The 24,228-nt window shown below is 54.4% G+C and carries 24 protein-coding genes; all 24 read right to left on the bottom strand.

All coding sequences use genetic code 11. The annotated features are described in order from the left end of the window. Positions 1–78: 78 nt before the first annotated feature. Positions 79–582: a hypothetical protein gene (locus QU667_RS05315; protein ID WP_304988268.1), complete on the bottom strand. Its 504-nt coding sequence runs from the start codon at positions 580–582 to the stop codon at positions 79–81. A gap of 106 nt (positions 583–688) precedes the next feature. After that, complete coding sequence (argH, locus tag QU667_RS05310; RefSeq protein ID WP_304988267.1) at positions 689–2,113, bottom strand: argininosuccinate lyase; 1,425 nt, start codon at positions 2,111–2,113, stop codon at positions 689–691. Beyond that, entirely contained in the window at positions 2,113–3,324 is a 1,212-nt protein-coding gene (locus QU667_RS05305) for an argininosuccinate synthase (protein WP_304988266.1), read from the bottom strand. The genes argH and QU667_RS05305 overlap by 1 nt, the downstream gene beginning before the upstream one ends. Before the next feature lie 28 nt (positions 3,325–3,352). Further along, a complete protein-coding gene (gene argF / locus QU667_RS05300) occupies positions 3,353–4,288 on the bottom strand; it encodes an ornithine carbamoyltransferase (RefSeq protein ID WP_304988265.1) in 936 nt (311 codons plus the stop codon). After that, positions 4,288–5,505 (bottom strand): acetylornithine transaminase, encoded by a 1,218-nt coding sequence (locus QU667_RS05295; RefSeq protein ID WP_304988264.1) that lies wholly within the window; start codon positions 5,503–5,505, stop codon positions 4,288–4,290. Before QU667_RS05295 ends, argF begins: the two co-directional genes overlap by 1 nt. 12 nt (positions 5,506–5,517) lie before the next feature. Continuing rightward, complete coding sequence (gene argB / locus QU667_RS05290; protein WP_304988263.1) at positions 5,518–6,402, bottom strand: acetylglutamate kinase; 885 nt, start codon at positions 6,400–6,402, stop codon at positions 5,518–5,520. Between the two features lie 12 nt (positions 6,403–6,414). Beyond that, positions 6,415–7,626, bottom strand: coding sequence for a bifunctional glutamate N-acetyltransferase/amino-acid acetyltransferase ArgJ (gene argJ / locus QU667_RS05285; protein ID WP_304988262.1), 1,212 nt, complete (start codon positions 7,624–7,626; stop codon positions 6,415–6,417). 31 nt (positions 7,627–7,657) lie between these two features. After that, complete coding sequence (gene argC / locus QU667_RS05280; protein ID WP_304988261.1) at positions 7,658–8,692, bottom strand: N-acetyl-gamma-glutamyl-phosphate reductase; 1,035 nt, start codon at positions 8,690–8,692, stop codon at positions 7,658–7,660. 134 nt (positions 8,693–8,826) lie between these two features. Next, complete coding sequence (gene thrB, locus QU667_RS05275) at positions 8,827–9,777, bottom strand: homoserine kinase (RefSeq protein ID WP_304988260.1); 951 nt, start codon at positions 9,775–9,777, stop codon at positions 8,827–8,829. Continuing rightward, positions 9,774–11,075 (bottom strand): homoserine dehydrogenase, encoded by a 1,302-nt coding sequence (locus QU667_RS05270; RefSeq protein WP_304988259.1) that lies wholly within the window; start codon positions 11,073–11,075, stop codon positions 9,774–9,776. Before QU667_RS05270 ends, thrB begins: the two co-directional genes overlap by 4 nt. A 13-nt stretch (positions 11,076–11,088) precedes the next feature. Next, positions 11,089–11,535: an ACT domain-containing protein gene (locus tag QU667_RS05265; RefSeq protein ID WP_304988258.1), complete on the bottom strand. Its 447-nt coding sequence runs from the start codon at positions 11,533–11,535 to the stop codon at positions 11,089–11,091. Between the two features lie 84 nt (positions 11,536–11,619). Continuing rightward, positions 11,620–12,201 (bottom strand): glycerol-3-phosphate 1-O-acyltransferase PlsY, encoded by a 582-nt coding sequence (gene plsY / locus QU667_RS05260; RefSeq protein WP_304988257.1) that lies wholly within the window; start codon positions 12,199–12,201, stop codon positions 11,620–11,622. Further along, on the bottom strand, positions 12,201–13,526 hold the full coding sequence (gene der / locus QU667_RS05255) for a ribosome biogenesis GTPase Der (RefSeq protein ID WP_304988256.1): 1,326 nt from the start codon (positions 13,524–13,526) through the stop codon (positions 12,201–12,203). The genes plsY and der overlap by 1 nt, the downstream gene beginning before the upstream one ends. Positions 13,527–13,552: 26 nt before the next feature. Then, positions 13,553–14,947: a DUF512 domain-containing protein gene (locus QU667_RS05250; RefSeq protein ID WP_304988255.1), complete on the bottom strand. Its 1,395-nt coding sequence runs from the start codon at positions 14,945–14,947 to the stop codon at positions 13,553–13,555. A gap of 108 nt (positions 14,948–15,055) precedes the next feature. Continuing rightward, positions 15,056–16,180 (bottom strand): 30S ribosomal protein S1, encoded by a 1,125-nt coding sequence (gene rpsA, locus QU667_RS05245; RefSeq protein WP_304988413.1) that lies wholly within the window; start codon positions 16,178–16,180, stop codon positions 15,056–15,058. Further along, positions 16,177–17,007 carry a 4-hydroxy-3-methylbut-2-enyl diphosphate reductase gene (gene ispH / locus QU667_RS05240; protein WP_304988254.1) on the bottom strand — a complete coding sequence of 277 codons (831 nt, stop codon included), beginning with the start codon at positions 17,005–17,007 and terminating at the stop codon, positions 16,177–16,179. The genes rpsA and ispH overlap by 4 nt, the downstream gene beginning before the upstream one ends. A 129-nt stretch (positions 17,008–17,136) precedes the next feature. Next, complete coding sequence (gene crcB / locus QU667_RS05235) at positions 17,137–17,502, bottom strand: fluoride efflux transporter CrcB (RefSeq protein ID WP_304988253.1); 366 nt, start codon at positions 17,500–17,502, stop codon at positions 17,137–17,139. Continuing rightward, on the bottom strand, positions 17,499–18,122 hold the full coding sequence (locus QU667_RS05230) for a histidine phosphatase family protein (protein ID WP_304988252.1): 624 nt from the start codon (positions 18,120–18,122) through the stop codon (positions 17,499–17,501). Before QU667_RS05230 ends, crcB begins: the two co-directional genes overlap by 4 nt. A 22-nt stretch (positions 18,123–18,144) precedes the next feature. Continuing rightward, positions 18,145–19,023, bottom strand: a complete 879-nt coding sequence (locus QU667_RS05225) for a GHMP family kinase ATP-binding protein (protein WP_304988251.1) — start codon at positions 19,021–19,023, stop codon at positions 18,145–18,147. Then, complete coding sequence (cobS, locus tag QU667_RS05220; protein ID WP_304988250.1) at positions 19,014–19,805, bottom strand: adenosylcobinamide-GDP ribazoletransferase; 792 nt, start codon at positions 19,803–19,805, stop codon at positions 19,014–19,016. Before cobS ends, QU667_RS05225 begins: the two co-directional genes overlap by 10 nt. Beyond that, on the bottom strand, positions 19,802–20,770 hold the full coding sequence (cbiB, locus tag QU667_RS05215; RefSeq protein ID WP_304988249.1) for an adenosylcobinamide-phosphate synthase CbiB: 969 nt from the start codon (positions 20,768–20,770) through the stop codon (positions 19,802–19,804). The genes cobS and cbiB overlap by 4 nt, the downstream gene beginning before the upstream one ends. Further along, positions 20,767–22,290: a cobyric acid synthase gene (locus QU667_RS05210; RefSeq protein ID WP_304988248.1), complete on the bottom strand. Its 1,524-nt coding sequence runs from the start codon at positions 22,288–22,290 to the stop codon at positions 20,767–20,769. Before QU667_RS05210 ends, cbiB begins: the two co-directional genes overlap by 4 nt. Beyond that, on the bottom strand, positions 22,290–22,862 hold the full coding sequence (cobU, locus tag QU667_RS05205; protein WP_304988247.1) for a bifunctional adenosylcobinamide kinase/adenosylcobinamide-phosphate guanylyltransferase: 573 nt from the start codon (positions 22,860–22,862) through the stop codon (positions 22,290–22,292). The genes QU667_RS05210 and cobU overlap by 1 nt, the downstream gene beginning before the upstream one ends. Continuing rightward, on the bottom strand, positions 22,850–24,217 hold the full coding sequence (locus QU667_RS05200) for a cobyrinic acid a,c-diamide synthase CobB (RefSeq protein WP_304988246.1): 1,368 nt from the start codon (positions 24,215–24,217) through the stop codon (positions 22,850–22,852). The genes cobU and QU667_RS05200 overlap by 13 nt, the downstream gene beginning before the upstream one ends. Positions 24,218–24,228 lie beyond the last annotated feature (11 nt).

Below are 24,228 nucleotides of genomic sequence, written 5' to 3'. Positions count from 1 at the left end.
AACAATGCAAATAAAATTTATCAGGACATATAAAAAGGCACTCTCCATATCACACGGAGAGTGCCTGATACAGCCAAATCAGAAATGCATCGTCAAACCGACACCGATGCCGTTTTCACGACTTCCGTGATCCGGCTTGAAGTTGTGGTAATTCACATTGAGATCCAAATTTGCGATCAGGGATTTGTTCAGCCCTACTTGGGACTCGTTGAAGTCCTTGCCCGCAATGTAGGATGCGTACGCATTAAACCCGAGCACCGTCGGTGTACTGAGTCCAAGACCCGCAAAGACGTTGTTCTCGCTTGCCTGCTTCATATTCCAACGATAGCCGCCGAGCAGACGGATGTTCTGGTCAAAGACGTTGTACTGCATATAGACATCCTTTGGATTGCCGTACTCGTCACGATCATTGCGCGTCACGCCGACCGTGATCTCATCCGCCGCCTTATGCTCGATGTACGCTTCCTTCGTGCCGACACCAACCGCCGTATCATGCGTACCGAGATGATTGAGCGGAGCCGCCATCGCCGCCGAGGAAACAGACAGAGCAATCGCCGCAGCCAGAGCCGCATATTTCTTCATCGCAATTCCTCCTTTCAGATATAGTTGTATTATCCACTGAAAATATGGGAAATATATTATTTCCTATTTAGGATACAATGAAATTTTAACTGCTGGTGACAAGTTCTCAGAGAATTTCCTGTTTCTGCTCCCATGCAGAAACAATGTGTTCCTCCTCCGCCATCAGATCACGCGCCGCCGCAAGCTGCATTTCCACCTGTTCGTACGAAGTACCGCCGTAAGAGTTCCGATATGCAACGCAAGTCTCGGGACGGATTGCCTCATAAATATCCTCCGCAAAGAGCGCGGAGAGTTTTTGATAATCCGCGAGCGGCATGTCTGCAAGCCAGATCTTACGCTCAATGCAGAGTGCGACCGCCTGTCCCGCGACGCTGTGTGCCTGACGGAACGGCATCCCTTTACGCACAAGATAGTCCGCGAGGTCGGTCGCATTCGAGAAGTCCGCTTCGACGGCATGACGCATGACATCCGCACGAACCTTCATCCCGCGAATGAGCTGTGTGTAGACGGCAAGGCTGAACTTCACCGTGTCGATGGTATCGAACAGCCCCTCCTTGTCCTCCTGCAAGTCCTTGTTGTAGGCAAGCGGAAGCCCCTTCACCGCCGTGAGCATCGCCATGAGATGACCGACGACGCGCCCCGTTTTTCCGCGCACAAGTTCGGAGACATCCGGGTTCTTCTTCTGCGGCATCATGGAGGAGCCCGTGCAGTGTGCGTCATCCAGTTCCACAAATGAGAATTCACGCGAGCACCAGAGGATGATCTCCTCCGAGAGACGTGAGAGATGAACCATGAGGATGGATGCCGCAGAGAGGAATTCGAGAATGTAGTCACGGTCGCTGACTGCATCCAAACTATTCGTGTAGATGCACTCGAAGTTCAGCTTTTTCGCGACAAATGAACGATCAATCGGCAGGGTTGTCCCCGCAAGCGCACCTGCGCCGAGCGGCATTATGTCCGTCCGTGCATAGACCCCTTGAAACCGTTCAAAATCACGCACGAGCATACCAAAGTATGCCATAAGATGATGGGCAAAGAGAATGGGCTGGGCACGCTGCAGATGCGTATACCCCGGCATGATGACATCCTTGTTCGCCGTCGCTGATACGACAAGTGCGTGTTGGAGTTCCCTGATACGCTCCAGCACATCCACAACTGCGTGCCGCACATACATATGTGTATCAAGCGCGACCTGATCGTTGCGGCTGCGTGCCGTATGAAGACGGCTGCCCGCCTCCCCAATCGCATCCGTGAGACGCTTTTCGATATTCATGTGAATATCCTCAAGCTCCACACTGAAGTCAAACTCCCCACATTCGATCTGTGCCAGAATGTCGCGCAGTCCCTTCTCAATCGCCGCGCGATCCTCCTCCGAGAGGATTCCAACCTTCGCCAGCATTTCGGCGTGCGCAAGCGAGCCCGCAATATCCTCACGGTACATTCGACGGTCAAAACCGATGGATGCTTGAAACTCGTTGATCATCTCATCGGTTGTCTTTGAAAAGCGGCCGCCCCAGAGCTTTTCGCTCATTACTTCTTCCCCTCCTGCATGAGTGCACGTACCTTAAGCGGCAGCCCAAAGAGGTTGATGAAGCCCGTCGCATCCGCCTGATTGTAGACATCGTCATGCTCGAACGTAACGAACTCCTGACTGTAGAGGGAATACGGCGACGTTGCGCCCGCCGAGATGATGTTGCCCTTGTAGAGTTTGAGGCGAACCTCCCCCGTCACGGTCTCCTGCGTACTGTCCACGAACGCAGCAAGCGCCTCGCGCAGCTGGCAGAACCACATACCATCGTAGACGAGTTCGCCGTAGCGGATGGCAAGCCCTTCTTTGTAGTGATAGGTTGCGCGGTCAAGGCAGAGATACTCAAGCTCGCGATGTGCATAGTAGAGGATCGAACCGCCCGGGTTCTCATACACACCACGCGACTTCATGCCGACGAGACGGTTCTCGCAGATATCGACGATGCCGACACCGTTGCGCGCGCCGACCTCGTTCAGCTTTGTCAAGAGTTCGACTGCACCGAGTTTCTCGCCGTTGACAGCAACGGGAATGCCCTTCTCGAACGAAATGGAAACGTATTCCGGCGCATCCGGCGCATCCTCGGGTGCGCACGAGATGAGAAACATGGAGTTCTTCGGCTCGTTCGCGGGATCCTCAAGATCAGACCCCTCGTGAGAGAGGTGCCAGATGTTGCGATCCATGCTGTACGTCTTGTTCTCCATCGCAACGGGGATGCCGTGCTTCTTTGCATACGCAATCTCAGCCGTGCGGGAATCGAGATCCCACTCGCGCCACGGGGCGATGATCTGGAGGTTTGGCGCGAGTGCCTTCACCGTCAGTTCAAAGCGTACCTGATCGTTGCCCTTGCCCGTCGCGCCATGAGCAATGGCATCCGCGCCCTCACGCTTGGCAATATCGACAAGGGCCTTTGCAATCACGGGACGCGCAAACGATGTGCCAAGCAGATACTTGCCCTCGTAGACGGCTCCCGCCTTGAGTGTCGGCCAGACATACTCCTCAAGGAACTCCTGCGTCAAATCGACAATATACACCTTCGATGCGCCCGAGGCGAGTGCCTTGTCATGTACGGGCTCAAGCTCCTCCCCCTGCCCAACATCGGCACAGGCGGCGATAACCTCGCAGTTGTCATAGTGCTCCTTCAGCCAAGGGATGATGACCGACGTATCAAGACCGCCGGAATATGCCAGAACTACTTTTTTGATCTGCTTTGCCATGTTTGAAACATCTCCTTAGAAATATAAATCAGTCACCCATAACGAGTGCCATGATTGCCTTTTGGACGTGGAGGCGGTTCTCCGCCTCGTCAAAGATCACATCGGAAAACTCCTCAAAGACATCCTCCGTGATCTCCTCTCCCCGATAGGCAGGCAGACAGTGCATAACGATGCAGCGCGCATCGCCTGACTCGGCAACGAGTTCCCAATTCACCTGATAGGGATGGAAGACCGCCGTGCGTGTGTCGTGCTCCGCCTCCTGCCCCATGCTCGCCCACGTGTCCGTGATGATGACATCTGCGCCCGCAACCGCTTCCATCGGATTGTGCGTGATTGTGATCGTTGCTCCCGTTGCCGCTGCATCCGCCTTTGCGTTTGCAACAACCTCGGCATTTGGCTCGTAGCCCTCGGGAGTTGCCGCCGCGAAATTCATGCCGACCTTTGCTGCTGCATACATGAGCGAGTGCGTCATATTGTTGCCATCGCCGACGTATGCCATCTTGAGCCCCGCGAGATTCTTGCCCTTGTACTCACGAATCGTAAGCAGGTCGGTAAGTGCCTGACACGGATGCAGGAGGTCGCTGAGCGCGTTGATGACAGGAATATCCGCATAGCGAGCCAGCTCCTCAATGCGTTCATACCCATAGGTACGGATCATGATGCCGTCGAGATAGCGCGAGAGCACGCGTGCCGTGTCCTTGATCGGTTCGCCGCGCCCAAGCTGCAGGTCACGGCTGCTGAGAAAGAGTGCCTGTCCGCCGAGCTGGTACATCCCGACCTCGAACGACACGCGCGTCCGCGTCGAGGATTTCTCAAAGATCATGCCGAGCGTCTTTCCCGCAAGCAGTTTATGCGAAATGCCCGCCTTCTGCTTTGCCTTGAGATCAGCGGCGAGCGTCAGAATCTCCTCCACATCGGCCGCACTCAGCTCATGAATGGAGAGTAAGTCCATGCCCTTGTTCATCATAATCCCCCTCGGTCACATATGTCAAGGATACAGTGATCCAGTACACGGATGAGTTCATCCACTTCATTCTTCGTAAAGATCAGCGGCGGGATAAAGCGCAGGACATTCCCTGCCGTGCAGTTGATGATAACCCCCTGCTCCAACATCCGTCGGGCGATTGCCGCCGCATCCGCATTCCTCTGCATCTCCATACCGAGGATCAACCCTGTGCCACGCACCTCCACGATGTGTGCGGGATATTTACGCTGCAAGTCCGTGAGTGCCTGTTTGAAATGTGTGCCCACGTCCCGTACACCTGCGAGAAAATGATCATTTGCAACCGCATCAAGGACGACATTTGCCGCCGCGCACGCCAGCGGATTCCCACCGAACGTCGACCCGTGGTCGCCCGCGTGAAATGCCGCCGCAACCTTCTCCGTGACGACAAACGCGCCGATCGGAACGCCGCCTGCAAGCCCCTTGGCAAGCGTTACGATGTCTGGTATGACACCGCAGTTCTCATAGGCGTAGAAACTGCCCGTGCGCCCCATGCCCGTCTGGATCTCGTCGAAGATCAGGAGCGCGTCATACTTGTCACAGAGTTCCCGTACCTGCTGCAAATACCCGTCCGCAGGGGTACGCACGCCGCCCTCCCCCTGAATCGGTTCGAGCATGACCGCCGCCGTATTCTCGCTCATCTGTGCTTCGAGTGCCGCAATGTCGTTGAACGGCACATAGTCAAACCCCTGCGGCAGCGGCGCGAAGCCCTTGTGAAACTTCTCCTGCCCCGTCGCCGTCAGCGTCGCAAGCGTGCGCCCGTGAAAGCTGCCCAGAGCCGTGATGATCTGCGACTTCTCGGGATGAATCGTATGCCCGTATTTGCGTGCAGCCTTGATTGCCCCTTCGTTCGCCTCCGCGCCCGAGTTCCCGAAGAACACCTTGCCGTCCGCCGTAAGTCTCGACAACTTTGCCGCCGCATCTGCCTGCGGCTCGGTATAGTAGAGGTTCGACACATGGATGAGACGCTTTGCCTGTTCGGCAATCGCATCCACGAGCGGCGCATAGTTATGCCCGAGCACGTTGACGGCGATGCCGCCGAGCGCATCGAGATACTTGCGCCCGTTCACATCCCATACATACGAACCTTCCCCATGGTCGAGGACAATCGGATAACGGGAAAATACCGGCAGATAGCTCGCCGTATCCCGTGCCATAATTTCATGTTCGTTCTTCATGATCGCTCCTGCCTACCGAAGTACCATTGTTCCAATGCCGCGCGAGGTGAAGATCTCCAAGATGATGGTGTGTGCCAAGCGACCGTCAATGATATGCGCCTTATGTGCCCCCGCCTCAAGCGCACGGAGGCACGCCTCCACCTTCGGGATCATGCCGCCCTCAATGATCCCACTGCGGATGTATTCCCTTGCCTCATCCATACGAAGCTGCGAGAGAAAGCTGCTCTTATCCGCAAAGTTCTTGTAGACCCCTTCCACATCTGTAAGGAGCAACAGTTTCTCCGCGTGCAGTGCACCCGCAATCTCCGCCGCAACATAGTCTGCATTGATGTTGTAGCTTTCCCCATGCGCGCCCATGCCGATGGGGGCAATGACGGGAACATAGCCTTGATCGAGAAGATCGGCGATAATGCCCGTGTTGATCTCTGTGACCTCGCCGACATAGCCGATATCGACCTGATGTGCCGTATCGTTTTCATACACCGTGGCGAGCTTCTTCTGCGCCTTGATAAGCCCTGCATCCTTGCCGCTCAGGCCGACCGCACGCACACCGCGCAGGTTGAGCAGCCCCACAATCTCCGAGTTCAGCTTGCCGTCGAGCACCATCTCGGCGATCTCCACCGTCTCCTCATCCGTCACGCGAAGCCCCGAGACAAACGTGGATTCCTTTCCTACCTTCTTGAGGAATCCCGTGATCTCGGGTCCCCCTCCATGCACGAGAATCGGGCGGATGCCGACAAATTTCATCAGTGCCACGTCGCGCATGACATTTTCCTTGAGCGCATCATTGATCATAGCGTTCCCGCCATATTTGATAACGACGGTTGTCCCGTAAAATTCCTGGATGTACGGGAGCGCATCTACGAGAATCTCCGCCTTGTCCTGATCGGAATACATCGAATCCCTCCCTCAGGTGTGATATTCACCGTTGATCTTCACATATTCATAGGAGAAGTCACAGGTCCAGACCTTTGCCTCCTCCGTGCCATCCTTGAGGTCAATCTCGACGACAATATCATGCGCCGTCATCACCATACGCAGCGCATCCGCATCGTAGGATACGCCCATGCCATCTGCATAGACGGGGATCCCGCCAAACTTCACCGTTGTATGATTGGGATTCATCGGCACACCCGCATAGCCGACCGCGCAGATCACGCGCCCCCAGTTCGGATCTTCGCCGAAGAACGCTGTCTTGACGAGGGGGCTGTTCGCGACACTCATACCGACCGTCTTTGCATCGGCAAACGATTTTGCCCCCTTCACATGAACCGTGATGAACTTGGTTGCCCCCTCACCATCTGCCGCAATCTTTTCCGAGATCCCCTGGCAGAGTGCAAGCAGGGTCTCCTTGAACGCCTCGTAGTCCGCATTCTTTTCCGTGATCTTTGGATTCCCCGCAGCACCGTTGGCGAGGACGATTGCCATATCGTTTGTACTCATATCACCGTCGATTGAGATCATATTGAGACTGTGCTCAATGACCTCCGACAAAGCATCCTGCAGGAGCACACCGTCGATATCCGCGTCCGTTGTAATAAAGCAGAGCACCGTCGCCATATCGGGGCGAATCATGCCCGAGCCCTTTGCAATAATACCAAAACGGACTTCCTTGCCGCCGATCATGACGGAGGTTGCCCCCGCCTTGGAGTAGGTATCCGTCGTGATAATGGCATTGCCCGCATCCGCGCTGCCGTCCACAGAGAGTGCCTTGACAGCCGCATGAATCCCCTGCTCCACCTTGTCCATCGGGAGAAGCTGACCGATGATGCCCGTCGACCCGACAATAACATCTGCTGACGTGCAGCCGAGCGCATCTGCTGCGATCTTCTGCATGGCAGCGGCATCTGCCTCGCCCTGTGCGCCCGTACACGCATTCGCACAGCCCGCGTTTGCGACAATGGCGTGCGCCGTATGCGTTGCGACAACCGCCTTCGAGACGTGTACGGGTGCAGCTGCAACCGCATTCTTCGTAAACGTGCCCGCAACAGCAGCTTTCTTTTCGGTATAAATGACAGCAACGTCAAGATTGCCGCTCTTCTTGATGCCGGCTTTGACCCCTGCTGCCTGAAATCCCTTCGGATAGGTAACGCCCATCCTTGCACTTGCTTCGCTAAACATATATATTCCTCCGTTCACTTACGAAACCACTCTACGGATACATGGGCACAAGATCCAGGCCCGCACGCTCATCCAGTCCAAATGCGATATTCATATTCTGAATCGCCTGTCCTGCCGCTCCTTTGACCAGATTGTCGATGGCTGAGAATACGATCACACGATGTGTGCGCGGGTCGATGTGCCACGCAATATCACAGTAGTTCGTACCACGCACATACTTTGTTGCGGGATATGCGCCGTGTCCAAGCAGTCGGATAAAGAATTCATCCGCGTACATTTTTTCATAGGCGGCATCAACTTCCTCTGCTGTAACACCCTCGCACAGCGTTGCGTAACAGGTCGCCAGAATGCCGCGCGAGATCGGTGCAAGATGTGGCGTGAAGTTGATTGTAACAGGTTCTCCTCCCACATCGGCAAGCGCCTGCTCGATCTCTGGTGTATGGCGATGCGATACTGCTCCATATGCCGTAAAGCTGTCATAGAACTCCGGATAGTGTGTACTTTCCTTCGGGGAACGCCCCGCCCCCGACACGCCGGATACCGCATCAACAAGGATCGAATCGAGTTGTACCAGATGTGCCTTCACAAGCGGAGCAATCGCCAAAATACTCGCCGTTGTATAGCATCCGGCATTCCCGATGATCCGCGCCGTTCGCACCTGCTCACGGTAGAGCTCCGCCAGACCATAGGCACGATCCGCATTCGAATCTGTATGTGCCACATGATACCACTGCTCATAGATGGCAGTATCTGCAAAACGATAGTCCGCTCCGAGATCAATGATGCGTACGGAACACGCAGAAACCTCCTGCACAATTTTCATTGCGTGTCCATGCGGGAGTGCAATGAAGAGCACATCACTATCCTCAGCAATGCGCCTTACATCTTTCATTGATACGAGCTCATTTTCATAAATATTCTTCAAGTGTGGATAAAGTTTCGATATGCGTTCCCCTGTGTGCCGCTCCGATGTCAGATGTGCAACCTCGACAAACGGATGAGCATGCAGCAGGCGAATCAGCTCTTCGCCCGCATATCCAGATGCTCCGACAACACTTGCCTTCATTTCATCCCCTCCGTTTCAGTCCCGAAAAGTTTTTATAATTATACATCCTTTATGTATAATTTTTCAAGTATTATTTCAAAAAAATTTGCCGGTCTTACAGTCATTCAAAAAATGATCTGTAAAACCGGCAAAAATCATCGTTTTGCATTCATATCTCTGCGGTGCAGAACGCGTGCGCCCTTCGTATCAAGTCGCAGGTGTAGGGGACGCGCCTCAATTTCATGGGTACGGAAGGCCTCCTGCATGGCCGCTGCAACCGCCTCCGTACACTTGCGGTGTTCAGGAACAAAAGCAATTAGGCATGGACCTGCACCACTGAGCGCTGCACCATAAGCCCCCGCTTTTTTTGCTGCGGCAAAGACATCAAACATCCCCGGGATCAGCGAAGCGCGATAGTTCTGGTGAAGCGCATCGGTAAACGCATTTTTGAGATGCTTCTCCGAGCCGCGTGCGAGAGCCGCAACCATCATCGCCGCATGGCTGATATTGAACACGGCATCTCTCATCGACACTTCGGTGGGCAGCACCTCCCGCGCGGATTTCGTCGAGAGATAGAAGTCCGGAACCATAACGACAAAGCGCATGAAAATACGCGGCAAAAACGAAAAGCACTCCACATGACCGTTTGTCACCGTATTGACGGTAAATCCACCGTAGATGGCAGGCGCAACATTGTCGGGATGCCCCTCAATATCCGTCGCAAGCTGCAGCAGATCGTCACGGTGAAACGGGGTGCCCACAAGCGCATTTGCCGCCGTAAGCCCCGCAACGATTGCTGTCGCACTGCTGCCAAGCCCCCGTGAAAGAGGGATACGGTTACTCATCCGAATCCGTGCGCCCCGAAACTCATCCAAACGACCCGCACGCTGCAGAAGATACTGTATCGACTTCCAGACAATATTGCGCTCATCCGAGGGGATATATGCCGCACCTTCACCGCGTGCGGAAATGTGCAGCCCGGGCTTGTGCGTGAGCGTCAGCGTCATCTCGTTGTAGAGCGTGCAGGCAATCCCGAGCGCATCAAAACCGGGACCGAGGTTCGCACTCGTTGCGGGAACACGAACGCGCACAGACGGCTCACTCATAACCGATCCTCCTGTCCATCCGCGACACGGATCAGGCTTCTCACCTCGTGCACAACGGGAAGTGCCTTGAGTGCCTCGACAGCTGAAGAAGCTGCTGCATGTGTTACAACGTGGGTCACGGCAACGATCTCCGCATTGCCCTCCTCCGTCCAACGCGCCTGGATCACCGACTTAAGACTGACCCCCGCTCGTCCGAACGTCGTCGCGATCTCTCCAAGAACTCCCGATTCATCGGCGACAACAAGACGCAGGTAGTAAGAGGATTTCGTTTTTTCCACAGGGCAGAGTTTCTTCCGCTCCCCGACCTTGTACTTCATCCGCCCCGTCGTACCGGAGACAATATCACGCGCAATCTCGATAATGTCCGCAACAACCGCCGACGCGGTCGGCAGAGAACCTGCACCACGCCCGTAGAACATCGCGTCGCCGAGCACGTTGCCGCGTACAAAGATCGCATTGAACACGCCATTCACCGAGGCGAGCGGATGCGTCTTCGGCAGAAATACGGGATGTACGCGGACATCAATCCCCTCCTCCGTATTGCGCCCGACCGCAAGGAGTTTGATGACATAGCCGAGATTCAGCCCGTATTCAATGTCGTCCTCAGTAATATGTGAGATTCCTTCCACGGAAACATCCTCAAATCCAATGACTGTATCAAAGGCGAGCGAGGCGAGGATTGCCGCCTTGCGTGCCGCATCGAGCCCATCCACATCCGCCGATGGATTTGCCTCGGCATAGCCCTTTTCCTGCGCACGACGCAGAACGGCATCATAGCTGATATGCTTTTCCGTCATCTTCGTCAGCATATAGTTCGTCGTCCCGTTGACAACGCCCATGATCTCCGTGATGCTGTTCGCCGTTAGGCATTCCTTGAGCGGTTTTATGATCGGGATACCGCCGCCGACACTCGCCTCATAGAGGAAATCCACACCGCTTGCATCTGCTGCTGCATAGAGTTCGGAGAGATGCTCGGCGATAACATCCTTGTTTGCCGTAACGACGTGCTTGCCCGCTGCCATTGCACGCATCATATAGTCCTTCGCAGGAGTAAGCCCCCCCATGACCTCGACGACAACAGAGATCTCCGCATCATTCAGAATTTCGTCAAAGTTGTCTGTCAGCGGAATCCCCTCGGCTTCCGGACGATGTTTTTTCGCATCGCGCACGAGAATCTTCTTGATCTCAATGCGTGCACCACAGCGCTCCGTAATCGTATCCGCATTCATCGAGAGTGTATGTACTACCCCCGAGCCGACCGTTCCTGCGCCTAGGAGTGCAATTTTGATTGTATTCACTCATATCCTCCTGTCAAGCCTGCCCGACCACTTCGAGCCGTTCCACGCCATCGACCACATCCACCTTTTCCAGAAGTGTCTGCAATCCATCGCGCAGCTTTGTCGTTTCAAGGGAGATATTAACTGTCGCTGCGCCGCGTGCGGGAAGCCCTTGATTGATCGTCATGACGTTCCCGCCCTCCTCGGCAATGACCTGAAGAACAGACTGCAGCGTGCCGCTCCGATGACGGAGCAGAATGGAAAGTGTGACAATCTTATCACGCGTCGCCTCAAAGAACGAATATACATAATCCTTGTACTTGTAATAGGCGCTGCGGCTGAGATTTGCCTTGACAACAGCCTCGTTTACCGTACGCACTTCTCCACTGTGAAGGAGTTCCTTTGCTAGGATCGTCTTTTTGATCGCCTTTGGCAGAATCTCCTCACGAACGAGATAGACACCCGTCATATCAATTTTCATAAATGATTCCTCCGATGGATGGAAAGACTTTTATAACAGTCTGAGTATACCATACCCAAGCAAAATCAACAAATAAAATACGTACTAAACCTTATTCTCTGTCCCATTCATCAGTCGCTTGATGTTCTCACGGTGGCGAACAATGACGAGGAAAGCCGCAATCACCGTAAACACAATGTACTCCATTGGATAGGAAAAGAACGCAGCAAGAACGGGGGTAAGAAACCCCGCCACTACCGAGCCGAGCGAGACATAGCGCGTTATATAGACAATCGTAAACCAGAGGACAAAGACTACTATGGTCACATTCCCCATCAGCATCGTCAGAACACCGAGCGAAGTGGCAACGCCTTTTCCCCCATGAAAACGCAGGAAAATCGAGAAGCTGTGCCCAATGATCGCAAGCAGCCCCCCAACGACCGCAGCAAGCGGTGTGCCGACGAGAGAAAGCCCCAGTAAAACACCTGCCTGTCCCTTGAGGCTGTCCGCAACAAAAACGATAATTCCGGGAACTTTCCCGAGCGTCCGCCACGCATTCGTCGCACCGATGTTATGGCTTCCGTGCTCCCGCAGATCCGTATGCCAGAAGAGTTTTCCAAGAATCAGTCCGCTCGGAACGGATCCGACCAGATAAGCAAGAACACATGTCAGAAGATAGTCTGCCATCACTCTTCCTCCTTGCGGGCACGCACGACAAGGCGGAGCGGTGTCCCCTCAAAGCCAAAGCTCTCGCGCAGGCGGTTCTCAATGAAGCGAAGATAGGAAAAGTGCATAAGTTCGGGATCGTTCACAAATATGATGAACGTCGGCGGGGTGATTCCCACCTGCGTGACAAAGAGAATCTTGAGCTGCTTCCCTTTCTTTGTCGGCGGCGGATTGACCGAGACCGCATCACGAATCAGCTCGTTAAGCACGCTCGTCTTGATGCGCATGGACTGCTGCTCCGCAACGTATTTGACAAGCTCTGTCACGCGCTCGACACGCTGCCCTGTGAGCGCCGATGTGTAGAGCACAGGCGCATATTGAAGAAAGCCCAATTTTTTGCGCAGATCATCCGTGAAACGCAGCGTCGATTTATCGTTCTTCGCGGGGAAGATATCCCACTTGTTCACAACAATGATAACGCCCTTGCCGGATTCGTGGACATAGCCCGCGATCTTTGTATCCTGCTCCAGAATGCCCTCGGCAGCGTTGATGACCATGAGAACGACGCCTGCGCGGTCAATGGCACGCAGGGAGCGCATCACGCTGTACCGCTCCACGGGCAGGCTGATCTTCCCCTTGCGGCGCATCCCCGCTGTATCGATGAGAAGATACTTTGCTCCATCCCGCATAAAGTGTGTATCAATTGCGTCACGGGTCGTCCCGGGTACATCGCTGACAATGACGCGCTCCTCGCCGAGCAGACGATTCACGAGTGAGGATTTACCGACGTTCGGCCGTCCGACCACGGCGATCGCAATCTCATCGGGCTCTATATTCTCCTCTGCCTCTTTGGGAAATACTGCAACAACAGCATCCAGAAGGTCGCCAAGATTCATCGCATTGGATGCTGAAATGGGAATCGGATCACCAAGACCGAGCGAATAGAAATCGTAGATCAACGCCTCGCGCTCGAAGCTGTCAATTTTGTTAACAGCAAGAATCACTGGTTTTTTCGTACGCCGCAGAATACGCCCGACCTCTTCATCGGAGGCGGTCAGCCCCGCACGTCCATCGACGAGGAAGAGAATGACATCCGCCTCCTCCATCGCGAGTTCCGCCTGACTGCGCATCGAGCGGAGGATATGGTCGCTCTCGTCGAACTCGATGCCGCCTGTATCAATAATCGTAAATTCATGATTTAGCCATTCCGCGTCCATATAGATGCGGTCACGTGTCACGCCGGGCATATCATCGACAATCGACACGCGTTTCTTTCCAATCTGATTGAACAGGGTCGATTTACCGACATTCGGTCGCCCGACCACTGCCACAATTGGTTTACTCATCGTTTTTCACTCCTCTCATGAATCCTTCAACGTACAGCGGCAGGTTTTGTATACCCCGCATTGCTCTGCCACGTATAACCTCCGGTTGGGCGTTCACGATGATAGCCGCTCCATGCAGCAAGTGCCTCACGATAATCGCGCCCTGTCGCCACCGGCTCAATGCGGAATTTAGGGAACTCCCGACGCATGGTATCAAGAGAAATATCATCCAAAAAGACATCCTCCCCCTCGCGCAGGGAGGATGCAGGAATCAGAACGCCATCCACACAATGAGGAAGGTTACGAAGTGCTGTCGCTATATCGCCTCCCGTGAGAAGCCCGGATACATTGACTGTTGCTCCAAAATGTTCATTGATGACGGGCAGGACATGAATACGCTGCTCATCGGGATCAAGCTCACGCGCCAACCGTTCCATTACAGGCGCAACTGCCGTACCGCTAATGACTGCAAGTCTGGAATCGCAGTCTACCGTGTTTGTGAATTCACCTGCAGCCGTCCATTCTTCAATGAAATTACGTGTCAGTCCGATCCCGTTGTCGAGCTGGGGAAAGCCATCGTACATTTCGGCGGGCGGAACCTCACGTCCTGCAAGGAAGTAGAACTCATCGCCAAGATAGATGAACGTGCGCCCCTCTTCCGCACGCATCCGATCCTGCCACTGCTCTACCTGCTCGATCACACGCGCAGCTCCGACTCGGTCGAATTGAATAAGGGGAAAGGGGTCTGTGCGGTATTTTGTCAGCCCCACCGGCACGATTGCAAGTGAGAGCGCATGAGGACGACGTGCCGTAATATCGCGGATCGTACGTTCCAGTTCTTCCCCATCGTTCAACCCATAACAGAGCACCACCTGCGTATGATAATCCGCTCCTGCCCTCTCCAGCTTCGCCAACTGTCCGAGGATATCCGCTGCCCCCCTGCAGCGCAGGATCTCAGCACGCAGTACGGGATTTGTACACTGCACGGACACGTAGAGCGGCGAGAGATGATAACGTTCGATCCGTGAAAAATCCGTCGCCCCCATATTTGTAAGCGTTACAAAATTTCCATAGAGGAAGGAAAGGCGATAGTCGTCATCCTTGACCGATAGACTGTGGCGCATATCCGGCGCAATCATATCGACAAAACAAAAATAACAGTGATTCGCACAGGAACGTATCCCATCAAAAACGGCTCGCTCAAACTCCACGCCGAAGTCCTCGTCGTAGTACTTATCAAAGGCGATGAGTTCCTGCTCTCCATCCTCATGTTCAACAAGCAGCTCAATTTCCTCGTCTGCCATCGCAAAACTGAAGTCGATAATATCACGCAATGGCATATTGTTGACCGCGAGAATCTTATCCCCCGGTACAAGCTCCAATTCCTCGGCAATACTCCCTGGAAGGACACGCAAAATAATTCCAGGATATGTTTTCGCCATTATCCCCCTCCTTTCTTCATGAAAAAGGAGTGATATACATCACTCCTTTTTTTCATATAGAATTATTTGTATCCGCACTTACTTCAGCCAGTCCGGATGCGCCTCGACCTAACCTTCGGGATGTTCACTCGCCTCAGCCTGTTCCGACTGATGTTCGTCCACATATTTCTTGACCTCAGCCGCATCCGCATCGCGCTTCGCCTTGGTGATCGAAAGCGAAATACGCTTGCGCTTCGTGTCGATGCGAAGCACCTTGACACGTACGACATCCCCCGTATGAACTGCCTCATCCGCACGCTCAATACGCTTTTCGGCAAGCTCACCCATCGGGATAAGACCATCAAACCCCGGCTCGATCTCCATGAACGCACCGAAGTCCGTCAACTTGATGATCTTGCCCTCGATGAGGTCTCCCTCAGCATACTGTTCTGCTTTCTCGATCCAAGGATCCGGAAGGGTATCCTTGACCGAAAGAGAAATACGCTTTGCATCGCGGTCAACATTCTTGACAAAAACATCAAGTTCCTGACCGACCTCAAGCACCTCCGACGGATGCTTCACACGATGCCATGCGAGATCGGAGATATGTGCCAGACCATCCACGCCGCCAATATCAATGAATGCACCATAATCGACCAGACGCTTGACTGTGCCGCGCACAATCTGCTCCGGCTCAATCGCCGAGAACACAGCTTCTTCCTTCTCCGCACGATCACGCTCAAGGAGCTTGCGGCGTGAGAGCACAAGGCGACGCTTCTGGACATCGATCTCAATGATCTCCGCCTCTACCGTCTTATCCACATAGACCGCGAGATCCTTCACAAAGTGAAGTTCCATCTGGGAGGCCGGGATAAATCCGCGCAGCCCCATGACGTAAGCAACGAGACCACCCTTGACCTCTTTTGCAATCTTCGCCTCGACGGTTTCACCCTTCTCGCGGATCTCCTCGATAACCTTCCATGCCGCCATCTTGTCTGCCTCAACCTTGGACAAGCTGCCGCCATTATCACCGCCAAGCGACTTGATGTAGACCTCGATCTCATCGCCGACCTTCACAACATCGCGTGCATCGTCCGGCGCAGGAACGGCAAGATCCCTCTTAGAAACAGGAATTTCCTGCTTGTAGCCAATATCAACATACGCTTCATCACGGGATACCTGAACGACAACCCCTGTGACAACCGTACGCTCCTGGATATCAGGCATATCTTCCTGTTCCAAAAGTTCCTTCATGCTCTGTTCTGACACTGTTTATAAACCTCCTTGATAATCCAGTCCGGCGTAGAAGCCCCGGCTGTAATACCAATTTTATTAACACCCTTCATCCAGTCGTCCTGCAGCTCCGCTACAGTCTCGATGTGGTATGTTTTACACTTAGTGGCACAGATCTGTGCAAGACGCGATGTATTTGCACTGTTCTTTCCGCCTATGACGAGCATCATATCCACCTTTTCGGCAAGCTCCAATGCTGCTGTCTGGCGCAAATCCGTCGCCGTACATATGGTACGCAGAATCTTGATCTCACGCGACTTTTCCAAAAGGCGGGACACAATGCGCTGAAATCGTTCGGCTGAGAACGTCGTCTGCGAAACAATTCCAAGTTTTCCGATGCGCGGAAGTTTCTCCGCCTCCGCCTCCGTTTCGATAATATAAGCACCACGCGCCGTCCATTCGAAGATACTCTTGACCTCCGGATGGTTTTTTTCACCGATAATGACGACCGTATAACCTTCCTCGGATAACAGTTTTGCCGAAAGCTGTGCCTTCTTGACGTGCGGACAAGTCGCATCCACGAGTTCTAAACCGCGTGATTCTGCATCCTCATACACCTTGGGTCCCACCCCATGCGAGCGGATGATGACAAGACCATCCTTCATCTCATCGAGTGACCCGACAGTGCCAACGCCCTCATTCTTCAAGCGCTCCACCATCTGCGGATTATGAATGATCGGTCCGAGCGTACTGGACGTACCATTCGGCGAGGCATTTTCTCTGGCGATTTCGATGGCGCGTTTCACACCATAACAGAACCCCAGATGTTCAGCTAAAATAACCTCCATAGACCTCACCACGTTGTGTAATGATTCTCAATGAATCTGCACATACATAATCCATCCACACAATCTGAGTAACAGTATAACACGCGAATCCTTCACACGCAAATAAAATTTTTCTCTTTCTCACATATATCAACCGCTGACAATGTGTTTTGCTGCAAACAGCGTAAAAAGACCGAGTACAATGCTCAAAACGATGTAGAGAACTGCGACCGTGTACCGCCCCTCCTCAAGAAGGGTAAACGTCTCAAGTGAGAATGTGGAGAATGTTGTAAATCCGCCACATACGCCCGTCTGTAAAAAGAGCACAAGACGCGGGTCAAGGTTTCCATGCTTTCCAATGATGCCGACAATCAAACCGATGGAAAAGCAGCCGATGATGTTGACCACAAAGGTGCCAAGCGGGAATCCACTGACAAATTTTGGGACTGCCTGCCCGAGGAGATAGCGGCAGACCGCACCAAACGCACCGCCCAACCCGACAGCAAGCAGATTCACAGCACATTCTCCGCGCACAGATGAGATGTATCATTCATCAATGTCACAACGGCAAAGCCGTCATCCTCGAAGCGGATCTTATTGACCGCTGTATTGAGCTGGGATATATGCCATATCGAACGAATCGGCATGACAAGAATATCGGCAAGCAGGATTCGGATGGATGCTCCATGTGAGACAATGACAACACGTTTTCCTCGCTGCTGTTCTGCAATTGCACGTACGCGCCCTGCCACACGTTTTTGAAAATCCGGAAATGGTTCGCTGTCCGGAATTTCAACGCGTTCGGGATCGTTGTAAAAGCGTTTCATTGCATTGGGACTCTCTGCATTAACATCACTGAATGTCCGCCCCTCCCATGCGCCAAAATGAAGCTCACGCAACAACGGGTCGGGCGTTATGGACAATCCGAACCGCGCAGCAAGCGGCGCTGCAGTATCCATTGCACGTATGAGATCACTCGCATAGATCGCATCCACATGATCGAGCATGAGATTCCGCCCAAGAGCCTCTGCCTGTGCACGTCCCATCTCCGAAAGCGGCACATCCGAATGTCCCTGAAAGCGTCCCGTTTGATTCCACTCCGTCTCCCCGTGACGAATAATAACAATTTCTGTCATAGTCCCCTTCCCTTTCCTTGCTTTATGGTTTGATCTCGCAAATAACACCGCCTGAAATTAGGCGTACCGTCTGCATATAATGATAGGTTGCCCCAAATTCCGCTGCGAGGTTCGAAGTCTGCCGTGCCACATCATCCGCACTGAGATCCGATGCCCAAAGCGCACCGACCACAGTTCCACTGTGTGCCACAAGTGTTCCAAGAGCTCCCTGCCTCTGTGCAGCAGTAACAAATTCCTCCAACTTCGGTTTTTCCAAATGTACCTGATTGAGACGTGCACTTTCCGTCGCCGCCTGACCGAGCAGGATTTCCCTCCGATCCCCGTCCGTTCGGAAGGCATGATCTACGGTATTCAGCAGCTGCCGGTACACCGCATCCTGATTGTCGCTGTTTCCCTTACTTTGATAGTATGCAATCGTATCAACGGTTCCGCCCACGTCGAAAATGGAGACGGCAAGAAGCGGCACATTGAAATACTGTCCAAAGAGTTCCCCCGTCGTATGGCTGACATGCGAAAGCCCCGCAAATGCAATGCCATCGCTCGGCTCAATGGCAATGGCAATATCCATGAGTTCACGCCCTGTGAGTTCCCGTCCAAAGGCACGCGCCGTAGCATAGGAAACGGCTGCAATGTCGGCACTGGAAGACGCCATGCCCTTCCCCTGCGGAATCTGAGAATCCAGACGAATGCCGAATGGCAGTGTTTCCTTCCCGATATGGGAGAGTGTTCGCTTCACAGCCTCTTCCGCCTTCGCTCCCAGCTCGTGCATCCCCGTAAACGCATCCGAAACCGTCGCCACGGCATACATACTGATCGGTGCGGTCACAAGAAACGGTGTCCCGTCGAGGACACCTTCCACGAGCTCGCCGCAGGACGCCGGTGCTTTTGCAATTATCTCCATAAAATCCCCCAGAAAAGTCCCCACACATTCGGATGTGTGGATGCAAGTGAAAATACTGCGAGCACAAGCGTCTCCGTAAGCACGGTCACAGCACCGTATACATCCCCTGTCACGCCGCCGAGTGTCTTTGTCATTGTACGACAGAAAAGGAATGCAAAGAGAACGCCGAGCACAAGTGCGACCGATGCAAGCAGCCCGCACGGCAATACAAGTACGGCTGTTGTAACGGCGGCAATCGCAACGGTCTTACGATCCGCCATATCTGCAAACGTCTTCCCCATCCCATCCGCACGCGCATAGGGAAAACGTGCGACCGCGAGCACCATCGCAAACCTTCCAATGATCGGCATGACGAAGAGCGCGGGCAGGAGGAGAAATGGGTGCATATCGAGAAGCAGTGCGAACTGGAGAAACATCAAGAGGACAAAGGAGACAACGCCGAACGAGCCAACGCGGCTGTCCTTCATGATCTCAAGCTTGCGCTCGCGTTCACGTCCCGAGAACACGCCGTCCGCCGTATCCATAAAACCATCTGCATGAAGCCCGCCCGTCAATAAGATGGGTAGGATCAGCAACAGCACCGCATTCAGTGTCCGCATTCCAAAGGCAGTACCGACAATGTAGGTAAGAACACACGCAGCAAGCGCGTAGCAGCTCCCAAGGACAAGCCCGACCAACGGAAAAAAACGCGTACTGCGTCCGAAATCCTCCGCCGTCCACGCCGTCTGCCGCACAATATGAATCCGTGTGAGAAATTGAAGCCCGACCAGAAAAGAGTTCATGAAACGCCTCTATAATAGAGAGAAAACAGATAGTAAAAGAGCAGAAAAAGTACCGTCACCGTATACATCAGACGAATCGCTCCAAGGATGTGTTTCGCCGAAATTTCCATATGGGCATCGCCCATATAGGCACGGAAATGCCGCTCCCCAAAATAATAGTTCACACCGCCAAGGCGGATGTGCAGAGCGCCTGCAACGGGAGCCTCTGCATAACCTCCGTTCGGGCTCGGATGCCCCGCCGCATCGCGCACGAGGATGTTCAGAGCATTGCGCCCGTCGTAGCCGAGAAGAAACGCTGCCATCACAAAGAGCATCCCAGTGATGCGTGCAGGAACGAAGTTCAGCACATCGTCCACACGTGCCGCCATGCGCCCAAAGTAGAGGTAGCGTTCATTCTTGTAGCCGAGCATGGAGTCCATCGTATTCGCCGCACGGTAGAGTACAGCGAGCGGTGCACCGCCGAATGCAAAGAAGAAAAGGGGAGCAATCACACCGTCCACCGTATTCTCCGCCACCGTTTCAATCGCCGCACGCGCTGCGTCCGCCTCATTGAGTTGCGCCGTATCGCGCCCGACAATGTAGCCGACGTGCTCCCGCGCCGCCGCAAGATCTCCCTTTACCAGCAGCGCATGGATGTCCTGCCCCGCCTTTGCGAGCATACGCGGCGAAATACAGAAGTAGAGCAGGATCACGCTGACAAGATCCGCCCCCCACGCTACAGGTAGTTCGCGAGCCGCAAGCAGCAAGCCCTCTGCAAATGCGTAAGCGATGCAAAGAACAAGAAGTGTGAGAAATGCTCCCATCGCAAATTTCCGCTGATTACTTCCTGTTGTGGGATAAAGCAGTCGATCCAACCATCCGATCAGCCGACCAAGCACCGCAACCGGATGCCAACGCGACTGTGGATCGCCGAGCACGGTATCGAGAAAGAACGCCGCCATGGCGATGAGCGAGGCAGGGATCATCGAGTGCCCTCCACAATCGCCCGCAGCTTCTCCATGTCAAGGCTTGCACGCACCGTTTCCGCAAGGCGGTTGTAGGCACGTTCCTTCTCCTCACGATAGCGGTACTGCACAGGCATTTCCGACCAGCCGCGCCGCACGCGCAATCGGTTCAGCAGACTGCGCCGAAAATCGTCGTCGTCGAAGATGCCGTGAATGTATGTGCCAATGACAAGCCCGTCTGCCGAAACCGCACCGTCGGACACAACTCCATCCGCTTGAATGATATGAAACGGACGAAGAGTCTTCTCCAAGAAATCCGTCTGCCCCATATGAATCTCATAGCCAAGCAGATTTTTCCCGGAAATACGAGCCCCAAGAAAATTAAACTCAGCGGATGCTGTGACCTGACGCAGACGCTTCTGCGCCGCAAACGTCGTCTCGCTCGGCAGGTAGCCAAATCCCACCGTTTCGTCGTGCTCCGACTCCGTATGCAGCGGGTCACGCACCACCCTGCCGAGCATCTGATAGCCGCCGCAGATACCAAAGAGCGGCGTCCCTGCCGTCACACGCGCCCGAATCGCCGTTTCAAGCCCCGTTTCGCGGATGTAGAGCAGATCCTCCGTTGTATTCTTCGAACCGGGCAGAAGGATAAGATCGGGCGAGCCAAGTTCATCCGGGTTTGTGACATAGTAAAGAGCAACATCCGGCTCACCTGCAAGCGCATCAAAATCCGTAAAATTCGAGAGCTTCGGCGTGCGGATCACGGCAATTTTCAGTTGATCGCCATGCGCGGAAGCATCCCCGTAACGCTTCTCATCCAGAGATACGGAATCCTCCTCGTCGATGCCGAGCTGCTCAATATGCGGTACAACACCGAGCACCGGCTTTCCCGTCTTTTCCTCAAGGAAGTCAAGTGCAGGTGTCAGCAGTGTCACGTCTCCACGGAATTTATTGATGACAAGCCCCTTGATGAGAGCGCGTTCCTCCTCATCGAGCAGTTCGAGTGTTCCCACGAGAGAGGCAAGTGCTCCCCCACGGTCAATGTCCGCGATGAGGAGGACGGGTGCCTGCAGATGCTTTGCCACGCGCATATTCACAATGTCATTTGCCTTGAGGTTGATCTCGGCGGGGCTGCCCGCCCCCTCGATCACGAGCAGGTCATACTCCTCTTGAAGGCGGTCAAGAGCCTCCTCAACCGCCCCCCACGCCTTGAGTGAGTAGCCCTTATGGTATTCACGTGCACTCATGTTTCCGACCGGTTCGCCCATAATGACGACCTGTGACTGGGAGTTTCCCGTCGGTTTCAGAAGCACAGGGTTCATATCGACCATGGGGGCAAGCCCTGCGGCCTCCGCCTGTGCGACCTGCGCGCGCCCCATTTCACGTCCGTCAAGCGTGACGTAGGAGTTCAGTGCCATATTCTGTGCTTTGAACGGAACAACACGCCGCCCCTCCTGTCGAAAGATGCGGCAAAGTGCCGTCGTGAGTATGCTCTTTCCCACATGGGAGCTCGTCCCCATCAGCATGATGCTCTTTGCCATCAGATCACCTCCGCAAGTTTCTTGATATTCACGGGAATCCCGCAGGTGACGAGATAGACCTCTGCCGCACTCCGCGCAATCTGTTGATTTGCAAGCCCTGCCATATCTCGATAGAGCCGCCCGAGGCGATGCTCCGGCACGATGCCCGCCCCCACCTCATTGGTCACGAAGATCGTGGTTGCATCGACCTCCTCAGCCGCCTGAACGAGCGCATGAATCCGCTCCTCCACATGGAGTGCAAAAGAATCTCGTTCCTGCTCCTCCTCGGAATATTGGAGCATATCGTTGCTCAGGAACATTGTAATACAGTCGAAGAGAATCACGCCATGCTCCGCTCCTGCGGCACGAATGGCATTCTCTGTATCAAACGGAGCCTCATAGGTCGCCCAGCCCGAAGGACGGCGTGCCTGATGAAGATCGACGCGTTGGCGCATCTCCTCATCGTAGACTTGAGCGGTCGCAATGTAGGCAACCTGCGCCCCATGCGTTGCGGCACAATGTGTGGCGTATTGCTCGGCAAATGCAGATTTGCCCGAGCGCACACCGCCCGTGACCAAAACTATCTGTCCCATCCGCGACACGCCTCCACAAAGTGCTTCGCAGCCGTCTGCGCACCCGCGAAATGCAGATGCAGATAGCTGCCAAGTGCGTTCTTATAGATACAGCCCGCTGCATACTGCGCCCCATTGCGCAGCTTCGTGAAGCGAAATGGACGCACGATCTCAGCTGTCACATCCGTCTCCTCGACGGAGAAGTGGAACTCATGCCCATGCAGAAGAAGCCCTGCAGTGCCGAGCACGGTATCTGCTTTCTGCGCAGCCTCTACATAGCCGACCATCTGCAGTTTCTCCGTCATGCGTGCACGTACGGGAAAGATCCCCGCCATCTCATGTTCGGCACCCGTAAAATCAGCAAGGAACTCCATCAGATACATATAGCCGCCGCACTCTGCATAGATGGGCATTCCCGCCTCAGCCGCTCGACGGATAGAGGTGCGCATGGAGGCGTTTGCAGAAAGCTCTCCCGCAAACATCTCGGGGAAGCCCCCACCGATGATGATGCCGTTCACGTCGGGCAGTATTTCATCATGCAAAGGGCTGAACTCTACAATCTCCGCACCGTGCATCTCAAGTTCTGCAAGACTTGCCGCATAGTAAAACGAGAACGCCTCGTCGCGTGCCACACCGATGCGTACGGGATCGGATTTCTCCACACGCCTGCCCTCTGCAATCGTCAGGGGCCCAACACTGCGGGAAAGTTCCAGAATGCCGGTGAGATCCAGCCCTTCCTCCACGCGTTCTCCAACGGCGCGAACGGTCGCCGCTGCGGCGTGCTCCTCTACGGGAGTCAGTCCGAGATGCCGCTCGGGAAGAGCCAGCGCAGCATCGCGCCGCAACGCGCCATAGACAGGAAGATCAATGCCAGCCATTGCCTCGCGAATCATCTCCTCATGCGTCTCACTGCCAAGACGGTTGAGGAGAATACCCGCGAGATTCACTGCACCGTCATATTCGCGGAAACCGAGAGCCGTCGCCGCCGCAGATGCGCCGACCGACTTTGCGTCGATGACGAGGAGCACGGGTGCACCCAGTGCCTTTGCAATCGCAGCGGTCGAGCTGATGCCGTGCCGCCCGCCGTCGTAGAGCCCCATAACCCCCTCGATGACGGCGATGTCCGCGCCCGCACACTCACGTGCAAAGATCTCCGTCAGTCGCTCCTCAGGAACGAGCCACGTATCCAGATTATGCCCTGTCCGACCGCCTGCCAGCTGGTGATAGCCGAGGTCAATGTAGTCCGGTCCCACCTTGAACGACTGCACGCAAAGACCACGCGTGCGCAGAGCCGCAAGAAGTCCTGTCACAAGCGTTGTCTTGCCGCCGCCCGACTGCGTCGCCGCAATGACAATGCGCGGAATATTCCACTGCATGAGTTTTCTCC

It is taken from the genome of Selenomonas dianae, from assembly GCF_030644225.1.
Taxonomy (GTDB): domain Bacteria; phylum Bacillota; class Negativicutes; order Selenomonadales; family Selenomonadaceae; genus Centipeda; species Centipeda dianae.
This window is presented reverse-complemented; position numbering and strand designations above follow the sequence as displayed.